The 13858-nt window shown below is 72.2% G+C and carries 14 protein-coding genes; 11 read left to right on the top strand and 3 right to left on the bottom strand.

Annotated elements, in window-relative coordinates:
- Window positions 1-167: 167 nt before the first annotated feature.
- Complete coding sequence (locus tag ACFWPT_RS30335) at window positions 168-3371, top strand: S41 family peptidase (protein WP_380485636.1); 3204 nt, start codon at window positions 168-170, stop codon at window positions 3369-3371.
- A gap of 40 nt (window positions 3372-3411) precedes the next feature.
- Here ACFWPT_RS30335 and ACFWPT_RS30330 read toward each other — a convergent pair whose 3' ends face one another.
- Window positions 3412-3645 (bottom strand): hypothetical protein, encoded by a 234-nt coding sequence (locus ACFWPT_RS30330; RefSeq protein WP_063349281.1) that lies wholly within the window; start codon window positions 3643-3645, stop codon window positions 3412-3414.
- 173 nt (window positions 3646-3818) lie between these two features.
- Between ACFWPT_RS30330 and ACFWPT_RS30325 the strand changes: the two genes are divergently transcribed.
- The 10 genes from ACFWPT_RS30325 (at window position 3819) to ACFWPT_RS30280 (ending at window position 10553) form a co-directional block, all read left to right on the top strand.
- Window positions 3819-4625, top strand: coding sequence for a phosphoribosyl-dephospho-CoA transferase MdcG domain-containing protein (locus tag ACFWPT_RS30325; RefSeq protein ID WP_380485634.1), 807 nt, complete (start codon window positions 3819-3821; stop codon window positions 4623-4625).
- A gap of 293 nt (window positions 4626-4918) precedes the next feature.
- Window positions 4919-5473 carry a DUF5753 domain-containing protein gene (locus ACFWPT_RS30320; RefSeq protein ID WP_380485632.1) on the top strand — a complete coding sequence of 185 codons (555 nt, stop codon included), beginning with the start codon at window positions 4919-4921 and terminating at the stop codon, window positions 5471-5473.
- 81 nt (window positions 5474-5554) lie between these two features.
- Complete coding sequence (locus tag ACFWPT_RS30315; RefSeq protein WP_380372905.1) at window positions 5555-5869, top strand: hypothetical protein; 315 nt, start codon at window positions 5555-5557, stop codon at window positions 5867-5869.
- The gene (locus tag ACFWPT_RS30310; protein WP_380485629.1) at window positions 5793-6314 is read left to right on the top strand and encodes a DUF6879 family protein; all 522 of its coding nucleotides are present in this window, start codon (window positions 5793-5795) and stop codon (window positions 6312-6314) included. The genes ACFWPT_RS30315 and ACFWPT_RS30310 overlap by 77 nt, the downstream gene beginning before the upstream one ends.
- A 26-nt stretch (window positions 6315-6340) precedes the next feature.
- A complete protein-coding gene (locus ACFWPT_RS30305; RefSeq protein ID WP_380372899.1) occupies window positions 6341-7189 on the top strand; it encodes a helix-turn-helix domain-containing protein in 849 nt (282 codons plus the stop codon).
- Between the two features lie 185 nt (window positions 7190-7374).
- Window positions 7375-7794 carry a hypothetical protein gene (locus ACFWPT_RS30300; RefSeq protein WP_380485627.1) on the top strand — a complete coding sequence of 140 codons (420 nt, stop codon included), beginning with the start codon at window positions 7375-7377 and terminating at the stop codon, window positions 7792-7794.
- Window positions 7795-7904: 110 nt separating this feature from the next.
- A complete protein-coding gene (locus ACFWPT_RS30295) occupies window positions 7905-8447 on the top strand; it encodes a hypothetical protein (RefSeq protein WP_380485625.1) in 543 nt (180 codons plus the stop codon).
- Entirely contained in the window at window positions 8411-9256 is an 846-nt protein-coding gene (locus tag ACFWPT_RS30290) for a hypothetical protein (RefSeq protein ID WP_380485623.1), read from the top strand. The genes ACFWPT_RS30295 and ACFWPT_RS30290 overlap by 37 nt, the downstream gene beginning before the upstream one ends.
- Window positions 9253-9765: a GNAT family N-acetyltransferase gene (locus ACFWPT_RS30285; RefSeq protein ID WP_380372890.1), complete on the top strand. Its 513-nt coding sequence runs from the start codon at window positions 9253-9255 to the stop codon at window positions 9763-9765. The genes ACFWPT_RS30290 and ACFWPT_RS30285 overlap by 4 nt, the downstream gene beginning before the upstream one ends.
- 158 nt (window positions 9766-9923) lie before the next feature.
- Window positions 9924-10553: a multiprotein-bridging factor 1 family protein gene (locus ACFWPT_RS30280; RefSeq protein WP_380485621.1), complete on the top strand. Its 630-nt coding sequence runs from the start codon at window positions 9924-9926 to the stop codon at window positions 10551-10553.
- Between the two features lie 202 nt (window positions 10554-10755).
- On the opposite strand, the gene ACFWPT_RS30275 is transcribed toward ACFWPT_RS30280, so the two are convergent.
- Together ACFWPT_RS30275 and ACFWPT_RS30270 are read right to left on the bottom strand one after the other, a co-directional pair.
- Window positions 10756-12831 (bottom strand): phosphocholine-specific phospholipase C, encoded by a 2076-nt coding sequence (locus ACFWPT_RS30275; protein WP_380372883.1) that lies wholly within the window; start codon window positions 12829-12831, stop codon window positions 10756-10758.
- Between the two features lie 207 nt (window positions 12832-13038).
- The gene (locus ACFWPT_RS30270) at window positions 13039-13698 is read right to left on the bottom strand and encodes a pentapeptide repeat-containing protein (protein ID WP_380372880.1); all 660 of its coding nucleotides are present in this window, start codon (window positions 13696-13698) and stop codon (window positions 13039-13041) included.
- Between the last annotated feature and the right edge of the window lie 160 nt (window positions 13699-13858).

The following is a 13858-nucleotide window of genomic DNA, read 5'->3' as shown; positions in this document are numbered from 1 at the left end:
GGGGGAACGGCCCGGCCTGGCACCCAAGTTGGACTAGACCACTGAAGTGGATTCGGCACTGCGGTGTCAATGGTCCAGACCGGTCCGCGACCTACGCACCGACCGCCCGGCAGCCCCGACGGGCCGCCCCGGTTGCCGGGGGTGACACCCCGTCGAAGGATGGAGGGGTGACCCCGCCCGGCTACCTCCGCTACCCCCACCTGCACGGCGGGCTGCTCGCCTTCACCGCCGAGGACGACGTCTGGATCGCCCCGCTGGACGCCGACGGCGCCACCGGCCGGGCCTGGCGGGTCAGCTGCGACCGCACCCGCGTCAGCCACCCCCGCTTCTCCCCCGACGGCCGCACCCTCGCCTGGACCAGCTGGCTGAACCTGACCCCCGAGGTGTGGACCGCCCCCGTCGAGGGCGGCGAGGCCGAACGGCTCAGCCACTGGGGCAGCCAGGACACCCGGGTGCGCGGCTGGCTGCCGGACGGCGAAGTACTGGCCGTCACCTCCTACCACGAGCCGTTCGGCCACTACACCTGGGCGCACGCCCTGCCGCCCGACGGCTCCCCCGGCCACCGGATGCCCTGGGGCCCCGTCGGCGACGCCCAGATGAGCCGCGAACGCACCGTGCTGCTCACCGGCGCCGCCCCGCACGAACCCGCCGCCTGGAAGCGCTACCGGGGCGGCGCCACCGGCCGGCTCTGGGCGGACGGCGAACAGATCCTCGCCGACCACCCCGGCCACCTCGCCTCCCCCATGCCCGTCGCCGGGCGGATCGCCTTCCTCTCCGACCACGAGGGCATCGGCAACGTCTACTCCTGCCGCCCCGACGGCACCGACCTGCGCCGGCACACCGACCACGCCTCCTACTACGCCCGCGAGGCCTCCACCGACGGCACCCGGATCGTCTACCAGCACGCCGGCGACCTCTGGCTGCTGGACGGCCTGGACGCCCCCGCCCCCCGCCGGCTCGCCGTCCCGCTCGGCGGCGCCCGGGCCGGCCGCCGCCCGTACCAGGTCGGCGCCGCCGCCCAGGTCAAGGACCTGGCCTGCGACCAGAGCGGCCGGGCCGGGGTGATCACCGTGCGCGGCAGCCAGTACTGGCTCACCCACAAGGACGGCCCGGCCCGCGCGCTCGCCGACACCCCCGGGGTGCGGACCCGGCTGCCGGTGATCCTCGGACACACCGGCGAGGCCGCCTGGATCACCGACGCCGAGGGCGCCGACGCGATCGAGGTGATGCCGCTGCCGGGGCACGAGGAGACCGAGAAGCACCGCCACCGGGTGCTCGCCGCCGACCGGATCGGCCGCGTCCTGGAACTCACCGCCTCCCCCGACGGCGCCCACCTCGCCGTCGCCGCCTCCGACGGGCGGCTGCTGCTGGTCGCCGCCGACGACGGCGCCGTCCGCGAACTCGCCGCCTCCGGCTACGGGCCGGTCTCCAGCGCCCGCTTCTCCCCCGACTCGCACTGGATCGCCTGGTCCCAGCCGGTGGCCGGGCGCTCGCTGCGCCGGATCCGGCTCACCCGCACCGAAGCACCCGGGCCGGTCACCGAAGTCACCGACGGCCGCTTCGAGGACGAGCAGCCGGTGTTCACCCGGGACGGCCGCTACCTGGCATTCCTGTCCTGGCGCGGCTTCGACCCCGTCCACGACGTGCACACCGGCGACCTCTCCTTCCCGCTCGGCTGCCGCCCCTACCTCGTCCCGCTCACCGCCGACACGCCGTCCCCGTTCGCCGCGCCCGCCGAGGACGGCGCCCCGCGCGGCAACGGCGGCGGCGACGGCACCGTCCTCGTCGACCCGCAGGGCATCGGCGAGCGGCTGCTCCAGTTCCCGGTGATCGCCTCCAAGTACTCGGCCACCGACGCGGTGCGCGGCGGCCTGATCTGGCTGCGCTGGCCGATCTCCGGCACCCTCGGACAGACCTTCGCCAGCCCCGACGACACCTCCGGCCGCCCCTCGCTGGAGTACTTCGACCTCGCCCGGGGCACCCGCACCACCCTGGTCGACAAGCTGGACGGCTACGCCGTCTCCGGGGACGGCGGCTCCATCGCGGTCTACTCGGCCGGGACCCTGCGGATCGTCCCGGTCACCGGCGGCGCCGGCAGCACCGTCGACCTGCGACGGATCACCCACACCGTGCACCCCGCCGCCGAATGGCGCCAGGCCTACCACGAGGCCTCCCGGATCGTCCGGGACCAGTTCTGGGACGAGCGGATGTCCGGCCTGGACTGGCCCGCCCTGACCGCCCAGTACGAGCCGCTGCTGGAGCGGGTCTGCTCACCCGACGACTTCGCCGACCTGCTGCGCGAACTCCTCGGCGAACTCGGCACCTCGCACGCCTACGTCACCCCGTCCCGGCGCGCCGAAGGCCCCTCGCTCGGCCAGCAGCCGCTCGGCCTGCTCGGCGCCAACGCCCACCGCTCCCCCGACGGGCGCTGGCTGGTCGAACGGGTGCTGCCCGGCGAGACCTCCGACCCGCGCGCCCGCGCCCCGCTCGCCGCCCAGGGAGTCCGGGACGGCGACGAACTGCTCGCCGTCGGCGGCCGCCCGGTGGACCCGGTGCGCGGCCCGCTGCCGCTGCTGGCCGGCACCGGCGGCACCACCGTCGAACTGGCCCTGCGCGGCAGCCCGGACGGCCCGGTACGGCGGATCACCGTCACCCCGCTGACCGACGAACGGGCCGTCCGCTACCAGGACTGGGTGGCCAAACGCCGCCTCCTGGTCCGGGAGTTCAGCGACGGCCGGTGCGGCTACCTGCACATCCCGGACCTCGGCGGCTCCGGCTGGGCACAGTTCAACCGCGACCTGCGGCGCGAACTGGACAAGCCCGCACTCGTCCTGGACGTGCGCGGCAACGCCGGCGGCAACGTCTCCGAACTCGTCCTGGAGAAACTCACCCGGCACGTCCTCGCCTGGGACTTCGGCCGGGACCGCCAGCCGGTCCGCTGGCCCCGGCACGCACTGCGCGGCCCGCTCGTGGCGCTCGCCGACGAGGCGACCAGCTCGGACGGCGACGTGGTCATCGCGGCGATCAAACTGCTCGGCCTCGGTCCCGTCGTCGGCAACCGGACCTGGGGCGGGGTCGTCGGGATGACCGGGCGGCACACCCTCGGCGACGGCACCCGGATCTCGGTGCCCAAGAACGCCTCCTGGTTCGAAGGCGGACTCGGCTGGTCGGTGGAGAACCGCGGCGTCGAACCGGACGTGCACGTGCTGCGCACCCCGCGCGACTGGGCCCGCGGGCGCCACCCCGAGCTGGTCGCCGCCGTCCAGCTCGCGCTGGACCTGCTGGAGGACGCGCCCGCCGCGGCGCCCCCGCCGGAGGACACCCCCCGGCCGGACCTGCGGCGCCCGCCGCTGCCGCCGCGGGCGCGGTGACGGGGGCTGGAGGTTTTGGGGTGCTGAGACTCCTGGGGTTTCAGCCCCAGGGGTCGCCCTCGGCCGTCATGTTCTCGGCCGCGCGCCGGTCGGCCTCCTCCTGGACGGCACGGGCACGCCGCTCCGACTCACGGGCCTCCTGGGTCTCGCGGGCCCGCTCGATCTCCGGGCTGTACGCGTCCGCGGCCTCGTCGTGGGCGATGGCGGCACGCTCGGCGGCGTCCTGCCCGGTCGCCTCGTGCGCCTTGTGGCGGAACCTGTCGAAGATGCCCATGACTCCTCCTCCGAACGGATACCAGGCTTCCCCCACTCTCACACCGGGCACCCGGAGCCGCACGTTGAGCCTTTGGTCCCTGGTGAACGCGCCCAACGGCCGTGGCGCGGAGGCGGCCGCCCGGCGCAGATTGGAGCCGTCGGCCGAACTGACGCCACCGTCTGGAGCCCACCGTGACCGTCGTACCTTCCGCCCGCCAAACCCGGCGCACCACCGAGGACCCCCACGACGGGCCGCGCCGGCGGGTCGGGCCGCTGGCCGCACTGGACGGGCGACTGCCCGGCACCCACGACCTGCTGCTGATGCAGTGCCCCAGTTCGCTGCACCCGCTGGCGGGCGGCGAGCTGCCGGACTGGGCGAGGGCCGTGCTGCGCGTGCACCCGTGGGTGACGGTCGGCCGGGCCCCCTCCCTGGTCGGCACCCCGGCGGACGTCCCGCACCCGCAGCGCTGCACCCGGGACCCGGAGGCCGCGCCCGAACAGTGGATCCCGGTGATCGTGCGCGGCCCCCGCCCCGGGCAGCGGCTGGACGCCCTGGCGCCCTGGGCCGCAGTCGCCCGGACACTGCGCCCCGAACAGCTGGCCGGGCGGTGCGGGCGGCTGGACCCCGAGCGGGTCGCCGGAATCCCGGCGCTGGCCCTGCTGCCGGCGGTCGGCCGGATCGTCGCGGACCACCGGCTGTCCTGGGGCCCGATCGGCGCGGTCGGCTACGAACTGGGCACCGGCGTACCGGTCGCCGGGCCGCTCAGCCCGCTGCGACTGGTCCTGCGCACCCCGCACCCGATCAGCCGCCGGGACGCGCTGCAACTGCGGCGGGCGCTCAGCAGGCTGCCGGTCCCGGTGCAGGCCGAACTGGAGACCCGCTACGGCTCGGTCCAGCTCGCCGAGTACGCGGCCTCGCCGTACACCCTCACCCTGCTGACACCGGACGGGCCCCGGGAGGTCCGCGACCCGTGGTTCCCACGCGGCCCGTTCGTCTGAGCTGTCCGCCACATCAGTTGGGCCGGTTGGGCGGCCGCGACGCCGCCCGGGGCCTACGGCGGGACACCGCCGGGATGCGGAGTCCGGCCATCGCCTCGAACGGCTGGTTCGCCAGGCAGCCCGCCGACCAGGCGACGCCCCACCGGGCGCAGTTCGGGCAGTTCCACGTCCGTCCGGCCGCGTTGGCGTCGTTGAGCAGATCGACCGGGGCCGCAGCAGTCCGGTGCGGGACAGGCGGGAGGGGCGGTCATCGGCGGCGGTCCCGGCCGAGTCGCCGCCGGGTGGCCCGCCGGATGAGGGGCATCGCGCCGGGGCTGCTTCAGACGTTGGACTACGCGCGGGCCATCGCGGCGGGGGCAGTCCGCCGAGGCAGCATCACGCAGGACCAAGCCGAGGAGCGGGTCGCCTACCTTGCGCGCCGACAGGCGAACTTGCGCCGGGAGACCCCGCCATCGATCCACGCCGTTCTGGATGAGAGCCGCATCCGACGGCCGGTCGGCGGAAAGTCCATCATGGCTGCCCAGCCCGACGAGCTTGCAGCCTTCGCCCGGATGCCCAACACGGTGTTCCAGGTGGCTCCGTACGCCATAGGCGAGGAACGAGCGTTCGACCTCCCGGTGAACATCATCACCCTTCCGGACCGATCGCTGATGTCCTACGCCGAATCAGCGCAGCAAGGGCACCTGGAACGGGACAGCGGCGCAGTACCGCCGATCCTCACGGCCTACCATCAGCTACAGGCCCTCGCACTCCCACAAGCCGAGTCCGTGGCCACGGCTTTCGGCGTTCTTCGGACCTGTGTTCCACAGCCGCAGCAGAGCCGCGGGCATCCAGAACGTCCATGCTGAAACGCGCCCTTGACGCTCCGTCATGTCACGCGAAACGGTGGCGTGCAGAACCGCGCAACCGACTTGGCACGGGAGGGCACCATGACCCTACGGTTCGGCGGGATCGACCCCAACACCGGCAAGGACGAGAGCCCGATGGTGTGGGTGGACGACGAGGAGAAGGAGTTGGTCCTTCAGGGCTGGAAGCCCGGCGGGCCCCTACTGACGAAGATCGGCAGCACGGAGTGGGTACCCGGCCACTCCGCTGGTATCCCCGACCACGAGAACGTGACCCGCATCCCGCTGCGCATGGCGGGGATCATCAGGAAGGCGCTCGACGATGCAGAACGTGCCGGACTTCTCGGCGATGCTGAGGCAGGCCCGCAGGTCGGCGGTCCATCTGGAGCTGAGGGATAGCTACGGGATCGCCGGCGAGGTGGAGGAATTCGCGGAGTTCCTGCGCACTGGCCACGTCGACACCGACCCGGAATCCGAAGGGTGGTCCGGCTGGGTTGCGCAGATCCGGGAAGCAGTCGCCCGCGGCGTGGTCGTACGCCGCGGGCGCATCGTCTCCGAGCCGGTCACCGACTACATCCGGTACGAGCATGCCGGAACGGTCGTGAACCTGGCGGCCGGCGAGCAGGTGCGCTGGCTGCCGCGCCGTCAGGCGTCGGATATCGCCCTGCCCGGTAACGACTTCTGGCTGTTCGACGAAACCGTGGTTCGCTTCAACCACTTCACCGGCGACGGCGGTTCTGCCGGTCCCACGCTCACCGACGACCCTGCAGTGGCCAAACTCTGCGCCGTCGCTTTCGAGGCTGTCTGGGAGCGCGGCATCCCGCACGAGAAGTACACCGTCTGACCCACCTGCATCAGGACCGCCAGCTCATGCCCGTCTCCCCGTCCTCCAGTGCCCAAGAGGCCCGTCTGGCCGTCGCCGCGCGGCTGCGCGAGATCATGCTGGACGCCGGACTCCTGGGGCAGGAGCTGGCGACCCTGTGCGGGTGGAACGGCGCGAAGACCTCCCGCATCATCAACGCCAAGACCGCGCCATCCGACAAGGACATCCGAGCGTGGTGCCGAGCCTGCGGGGCGGACGACCAAGCCGAGGATCTGATCGCCGCCAACCGCGCGGTGGACTCCATGTATGTCGAGTGGCGCAGGCTCACCCGCACCGGCCTTCGCATGCTGCAGGAATCAGCGGTACCGCTCTACGAGCGCACGCGACACTTCCGCGCCTATTCCTCCCGCGTGATACCCGGCGTCTTGCAGACCGAGGCGTACGCCACCGCGCTGCTCGCCACGGTGTCCGACTTCCGGCGCACGCCCAACGATGTCGCCGAGGCCGTGAAGGCCCGCCTGGCCCGATCCCGCGTAATCCGCACCGGTCACCACCGCTTCGCGATCCTGGTGGAGGAATCCGTCCTGTACTACCGCCTCGGCGGGGTCGAGACGATGGCTGAGCAACTGAAGCACCTGCTGACGGTGATGTCCCTGCCAGCTGTCTCGTTCGGCCTCATCCCCTTCGCCGCAGAGCGCACCATGTGGCCAGTGGAGACCTTCAACGTCTTCGACGATGCGGAAGCCGGGGTAGAACTGCTCTCGGCCCAGGTGACGCTCACCGCGCCCAGCGAAGTCGGCCTCTACGTCCAGGCGTTCGACAGGCTCATGGGATTCGCGGTGCACGGCGCACAAGTGCGGTCCCTGATCGCCAGGGCGATCGACTCTCTGGGCTGAAGTTCTGCAAACGGATGCAAGCACGTTGAGCGCCCGAGCCTCTGACGGCCAACCTGGTAATCCGCCACCCGGCGCGAGGTGAATCCGATCCCCCTCGGTTCCGTGGAAACCCGCCGGGCGGCGCACCACCCCACACCACTGCTCGCCCGCTCCAGGCGAGCAGAGCCAACCCGATGGGAGAGGCCGTGAGCACCGCCACCATCAAGTCCATCACCGAGCTGAACGAACTGGGCAAGTTCTTCACGATCGCCGCGCGTCGGATCGACGCGGGTCAGGCCGCGGCGGAGATGTTCTCCGCCGCCATCGACAACGCGTGGCACCAGCTTCTCAGCGATCCGGCCGCGCACGAGGCATTCGCCGTCCGGCACGGCGGACGCAAGCTGACGCACGTCGAGAGCGCGGGCGTCGGCTTCATCTCCTGGGTGGGCGCGTACGAGGAGGCGTACGGCCCCCTGCCGGAGATCTGGTTCACCGACGCCGACGGCACGGTCAACACCGTGGCCCTGGCCCGCTACCGCGAGACGGGCGAGGTCTGGGCCGAGTGGGACTGCTCGCCCGCGCCCGGCGACGGCGACGACCTGGCCCCGGCGGCGACCACCCGGTGATCACCGCACCGTCCGACGGAGCGTCCCGGCCGACTGCCGGGGCGCTCCGCCTCACCGAGGCCCGGACGGAACACCCGGCCGGCGTGGACGTGAGCGGTTATCTCCCCGCCATGCAGCAGTACTGCCCGTTCCTCCGGCCATCCGCAGCGCGCGGTATGACCGGGTGGACCGTTTACGAGATCTCGCGCGACACTCGCCGGTACGCCGTCGAAGCCGAACTGTTCTACGCGGGCGTACAGGCTGCCGAGTGGATTCGCCCCCTGATGGCCCGACCATTCGGCGCGCTGACCTGCGAGAACGTGGTGCTGATCGGGCAGTGCGCCGACGCCGACCACCGCGAGCTACTGGCCTGGCCGCACTGGGCCTTGAAGAACCTCTACGGGCCGGTCGGCGTGATGTTCGGCAAGTTCGTCCAGGGGGCTGCTGAGACCAGCAGGGCCGGGCACGACATCCCGCCGGCCCCGTTCTCGTTCCTCCCGGTGCGCGCGGCCGTCCGCCTCCTGGACCCGAAGCTCCTGACCAGCACACCCGATCTCGCGGCGGCGGTGGGCGGGGCCGTTGACGACGGCCACGACGTGTTCGAACACATCCCCTGCGAGTGGAAGGCAGTAAGAGAATGGGCGATTTCACTCCCGAGGCCACCGAAGCGCTGAAGGCCGCGGAGGCCGTATGCGGGCCGCTGGAGCTGGAGGAGATCAGCAACCGGCGGGGCTCGTCGGTCTGGAAGGCGACCGGGCCGCGAGGCCGCGCGAGCATCAAGCTCGGCACCGGCGAGGCCGCCGAGGTCACCGCGCGAGAAGCCTCCGTGCTGGACCAGCTCCCCGGCTACACCGTGACCGCCGGCCGGTTCGACGACGGCATCTGGCTCGTCACCCCATGGCTGGCCGGACCATCCACCTGGCAGGTCTTCCGTCCCGTACGCAAGGGCGAAGGGGGGCGGGACGAAGCCCTTGCCGCTGCCATCGGGCTGTGCCGCGCCGCGGCCGTCCTCCACGCCGACGGATGGGTACACGGCGACCTCCAGCCCCAGCACGGCGTCCACGGCGATGACGGAACCGTGCGCCTCCTCGACTTCGCCTGGTCCCGGAAGGTCGGCACCACTCCATGGAAGACCTTCGACGGCACGATGGTCCACCTCACCGCCCCCGAACTGGCCGCCCGGATCATCACCGGACCCCAACCCGTCGACACGACAAAGCCCGCCGACGTCTACGCCCTCGCCGGCACCCTGTGGACCTGTGCCACGGGCAACTGGCCGCTGGACTACGAGGCCGCCGGACTCGGCCGGGGCACGCCGGTCGAGGTGGTTCGCGAGGCCATCGCCGCCAGAGCCGTCCCAATGTCCTCCCGGATGCCCTGGCCCGCACTCCAGGCCCGGCTGCGGTTCGTCCTGCTGGCCGGGCCCGACGACCGGCCGACCGCCGCCGAGTTGGTCACCATGGTGCAGGCGGTGGGCAAGTGATCGTACTGCGCGAGCTGACCCGAAACGACGCCACCGCTCTCCAGCGGATCTACAGCCCGGAATCGACCAGGTTCCTCCAGCGAGGGCCGATGGACGCCGCCGAAGCCCGCAGCGCCGCACGCGACGCAGTGGCCTCCGCCGCTCAATCCCCGCGCACGCTCTACACCCTGGGCCTCGACTTCGACGGCGACCTGCTCGGGATCATCAAGCTCTGCCTGGACCGCCCCGTCGCCGCACTCGGCTACATCCTGCGCGCGGACACCTGGGGGAAGGGGCACGCCACGGAGGCGGTCCTCAGGATTCTCGCCCTGGGCTTCGGCCACCTCGGACTGCCCGAGATCCACGCCAAGCACCATCCGGACAACCCGGCCTCCGGTCGCGTCCTCCTCAAGGCAGGGTTCGTCCCGACCGGCGAGCACGCCGGATTCACCACCTACGCCATCCGGCCGCCCCAAACAGCGAGCGACCTCCGATCACGCACCCGAGGCCCCACTACCCGAGGCGGGTAGTGGGGCCTCCGCTCTGCCCGGCGAGGGTGACCGCCGGATGCCGACGCCGGGCGCGTCCGGCTCCTCGATCTGCTTGGGGCTGTGGCGAGTTGTCCGGTCGGGGGGTAGGCTCCGGCGGCACTTGGTGGGCGGGTGAACGGCCAGGAGCGGAGGCGGGTTTGACGTCCTTCGGGCGCACGTTGCGGCTGCTGCGTCGGCGTGCGGGCATGTCCCAGCCGAGGCTGGCGGCGAAGGTGTTCGTGTCCCAGTCGACCGTCAGTCGTTTCGAGTCGGGCGACCGGATGCCGGATCCGGCGCTGGCCCGGTTGATCGATGGGGCGCTGGGGGCGGGAGGCGCGCTGTCCGGCCTGATTCCGGCTGATCCTGATCGGGTCGACTTCCAGGCCCGCAGGCCGGGTCTGGTGGACCGGGCGATGATCGTCGAGGCAGAGTCAGGGCTCGTCCAGTTGCGGAAGCTGGAGGACATCTCCTCCTCCGCGGATGTGACTCCCATGGTGGCGGCGCGGACCGAGTTGGCCGTCCAGGCGGCCAAGGACGCGCCGTACGCCCTGCGGGCTCCGGCGATCGGTGCGGCCGCCATGGGGGCCGCGTACCTCGGCTGGTGCCACTTCGTGGCCGGGCGGTACGCGGCGGCGGAGCAGGCGCTGGACCGCACGGCGGCGCAGCAGAGCGCGGACAGTGCCGAGATCGACGTCCTCCGTGCGGCCCGCAGCCCGGGCGCGCGACCGGCGCCGTGCCGTTCACGTGTTCCCATGGTCGTTTCCCCGATCCTCCCCGCGCGGCCCTGACGCTTGAGCGGGGAATAGTCCGGAACTTCAGGCGCGATACCTTCTGCGTCTTGGGCTCACGGTAGGCAGGATCCCGGACGGCCATAAGGTCGGCAGGCGGATCGGAATACTATTCCGCGCCGATTCCGCGTCGAGCTGACGACCGATCAGATGCGGGTGGAGGCCCCGCCACCCGAGGGAGCGGGTAGCGGGGCCTGGGGCGTCAGCCGGTGATGCTGGGGGTGCCCGTTTCCAGGTGGCCGGTGAAGCGCTGGGACCAGGTGCTGTCGGCGTCCACCGTCACCGTGAAGTCGTACCAGCCGTTGTTGTAGGCCGCGGCGTTGAAGAAGTCGGTGACGTTGCCGCCGGCGGGGACCTGGTACGTCCAGGGGCCGTCCGTGCGGTAGTTGTTCGACGCGATTGTGAAGGTCATGGGCGTCGCACCGGAGTTGGCGAGCTTGAAGTAGACGGCGAGCTTGCCGGTGCCCGGCTCGACCGCGTACGACGCCGTGGCGGCCGCGTTCTTGCCGGCCTTGGTGGCGTCGCCCTTGAAGCGGCGCAGGAAGCGGTTGGGGCCGACGACCGTCAGGTCGTAGGGGCCGCCGCCGAAGTTGGTTCCGCAGTTGAAGAAGTCGCTGGTGGTGCCGCCCGGGTCGACGGTGTACTGCCAGGGGCCGCCGCTGCGGTAGGCGTTGGCGTAGGCGGCGAAGTGGGCGGACTTCGCCGCCGCCGTGCCCCCGTTGTCCATCGCGATCCAGACCTTCATGACCCCGCCGGAGCCGAATTCCAGGTGGTCCAGGTTGGCGTTCGGCTGGTACGGCAGGGCGCGGGCCGGCCGGGTGCCGGTCTCCTGGATCGGCAGCTGGTTGTTGACCGGGGCCGGGTTGGGCAGCGGGCCGCACGCCGACAGGCCGATGGTCTGCGAGGTGTCGGGCAGCCCGGGCAGGCCGTAGACCGGGTTGGCGAAGTCGAACGCGCTGGTCAGGTCGCCGCAGACGCGTCGGCGCCAGTCGCTGATGTTCCGGCATTGCGCGGGCGTGCCGAGGGCGGCGGTCCAGGTCTCCAGGAAGCGGAGCACGGAGGTGTGGTCGAAGGTCTCGGAGTTGACCCAGCCGCCGCGGGTCCAGGGCGAGACGGCGATCATCGGGACGCGGAAGCCGAGGCCGATGTTGGTGCCGTTGTAGAACTCGCCCGGGGTGCCGGCCGGGGCGGCCGGCGGCGGGACGTGGTCGAAGAAGCCGTCGTTCTCGTCGTAGTTGATGAACAGGACGGACGAGTTGAAGACGTTCGGGTCGGCGTTCAGCGCGTCGATCACCAGGTGGACGAAGTGCGCGCCGTCGGCGGGGGTGGCGTACGGGTGTTCGGAGGAGGCCTGGTCGGGGACGATCCAGGAGACCTGCGGGAGGGTGCCGTTCAGCACGTCGGCCTTGATCGCGGCGGCGATGTCGTCCGGGGTCCTGCCGGTGGCCTTGGGCACCGAGCCCATGCCCTTGACGGCCAGCGGGCTGCCGGCCGGGGCGCCGGAGAACTGGGTGAAGTACGCGAGGGCGTTGTCGCCGTAGTTGTCGGCGGCGTTCTGGTAGACCTTCCAGCTGACGCCGGCGCTCTCCAGTGCCTCCGCGTAGGTCTGCCAGCGCAGGCCCTTCTCGTCGCCGCCGTCGTACGCGGGGCCGCCGGCGCTGCCGGCCGGGTCGATCTGGCCGGACCAGTGGTAGGTGCGGTTGGGGCCGGTCGCGCTGAGCACGGAGCAGTGGTAGGCGTCGCAGATGGTCCAGTTCTCGGCCAGCGCGTAGTGGAACGGGATGTCCTGGCGGGTGAGGAAGCCGAGGGTGCGGACGTTGCCCTTGGCGGCGACCCAGGAGTCCATCTTGCCGCTGTTCCAGGCCTTGTGCTGATCGCTCCAGCCGTGGCTGAGGTCGCCGTTGCATTGGGCGAGGCGCTCGGGGTCGGCGCCGCCGGCCGGCTTGGTCTGGCTGAACTGCCACGGGTACTGGCGGCCGAGCAGGCCGTTGGGCTGGTTGAAGACGCTGTAGCCGCCGGCTATCTGGATGGCGCTGCGGTCGGCGAAGCCGCGCACCCCGCGCAGGGTGCCGAAGTAGTGGTCGAAGCTGCGGTTCTCCTGCATCAGGATCACCACGTGCTGCACGTCGTTGATGGTGCCGGTCTGCTGGAGCGTGGCGGTGGAGGCCACCGCGGGTGCGCCGGGGGCGGCCCCTGCGGCGCTGGTGCCGGCCACGGCGAGTCCCGCCGCGGCGGCACCGGACAGCGTGACGAACTTCCTACGACTCAGCTCGGCCATCGGCCCGGCCCGTCCCTTCACTGGCGATCTGGCGATGTTGTGTACACAAGTCGGGGCTCATCGATCGCGCAGCATCTTCCACCCCGGCCGGAGGCGCCCACCAGATGCGCGCGGCAGGGTTGGCGGACTGTTCGTCCGGGTGTCACCGAGCGACGCCGGGCTGAACGGGCGGCGGAAACGGCGGGGAGGGACGGAGCGGGCGGCTGGTCAGCGGTCCTTGACCTCGATTCCCAGCGCCTGGGCGAACTGCGGTGCCAGCTCCAGCAGTTGGGTGGAGCTGATGACCGCGCCGCGCAGCCCCTGGTGGCCGTCCGCGAGGCCCAGCCGGGCGGCCCCGCGCAGGTCGGTCTTCTTCAGGGTGGCGCCGCGCAGTCGGACCTCCTCCAGCGTGGAGCCGGGGAAGGACACCTCGGTCAGCTTGGCCTCGCCGAAGTCCACGTCGCGCAGCAGGCAGTCCTCGAACACGACGTCCCGCAGCACGGCCGCCCGCAGGTTGACCGCCTCCAGCTTGCAGCCGCGGAACACCACCCGGCGCAGCGCCGAGCCGTATCCGGCGACCCCGGCCAGCACGCCGCCGACGAAGGCGCTGTCCTGCCACTCGGTGTCGCTCAGGTCGCAGGCCACCCAGCGGCCGGCCTGCACCCAGACCTCGTTGAACCGGGCCTGGCGCAGCTTGACCCCGCTGAGCGCGACCCCGGTGAAGGCGCATTCCAGGAACGCCGCCCCGGCCGCCGACTCGTCGGTGTGCTCGCCGCCGTCGAAGTGCGTGGTGTCGTACCGCTCGTCACTGCGCAGCCGCCCGGCGTGGGGGCGGAGCAGGTCCGCGTACGGCAGGTCGGTGAGCTGGTCGGGGGCGGAACGCGGCATGGCGGTGGCACCTCACGGTCGGGGGCGAACGGGTCTCGCCCGCATGCTCGCACGCGGCACCGACAACGGTCGGGACGACGACCCGCCGGACGACCACCCGCCGAAGGGCGACGGCCTCCGGACGACGGCGCCCCGGCCCGGCCTCTGCGGGATGCGGCCG

Source organism: Kitasatospora sp. NPDC058478 (genome assembly GCF_042720345.1).
In the GTDB taxonomy this organism is placed as follows: Bacteria; Actinomycetota; Actinomycetes; order Streptomycetales; family Streptomycetaceae; genus Kitasatospora.
This window is presented reverse-complemented; position numbering and strand designations above follow the sequence as displayed.

Bases quoted from the DNA above. Each gene is read 5' to 3' on its own strand.
- ACFWPT_RS30330 (WP_063349281.1), bottom strand. From the start codon at position 3,645: ATGGGCATCTTCGACAGGTTCCGCCACAAGGCGCACGAGGCGACCGGG.
- ACFWPT_RS30320 (WP_380485632.1), top strand. From the start codon at position 4,919: ATGAGGGGCATCGCGCCGGGGCTGCTTCAGACGTTGGACTACGCGCGG.
- ACFWPT_RS30315 (WP_380372905.1), top strand. From the start codon at position 5,555: ATGACCCTACGGTTCGGCGGGATCGACCCCAACACCGGCAAGGACGAG.
- ACFWPT_RS30310 (WP_380485629.1), top strand. From the start codon at position 5,793: ATGCAGAACGTGCCGGACTTCTCGGCGATGCTGAGGCAGGCCCGCAGG.
- ACFWPT_RS30305 (WP_380372899.1), top strand. From the start codon at position 6,341: ATGCCCGTCTCCCCGTCCTCCAGTGCCCAAGAGGCCCGTCTGGCCGTC.
- ACFWPT_RS30295 (WP_380485625.1), top strand. From the start codon at position 7,905: ATGCAGCAGTACTGCCCGTTCCTCCGGCCATCCGCAGCGCGCGGTATG.
- ACFWPT_RS30290 (WP_380485623.1), top strand. From the start codon at position 8,411: ATGGGCGATTTCACTCCCGAGGCCACCGAAGCGCTGAAGGCCGCGGAG.
- ACFWPT_RS30275 (WP_380372883.1), bottom strand. From the start codon at position 12,831: ATGGCCGAGCTGAGTCGTAGGAAGTTCGTCACGCTGTCCGGTGCCGCC.
- ACFWPT_RS30270 (WP_380372880.1), bottom strand. From the start codon at position 13,698: ATGCCGCGTTCCGCCCCCGACCAGCTCACCGACCTGCCGTACGCGGAC.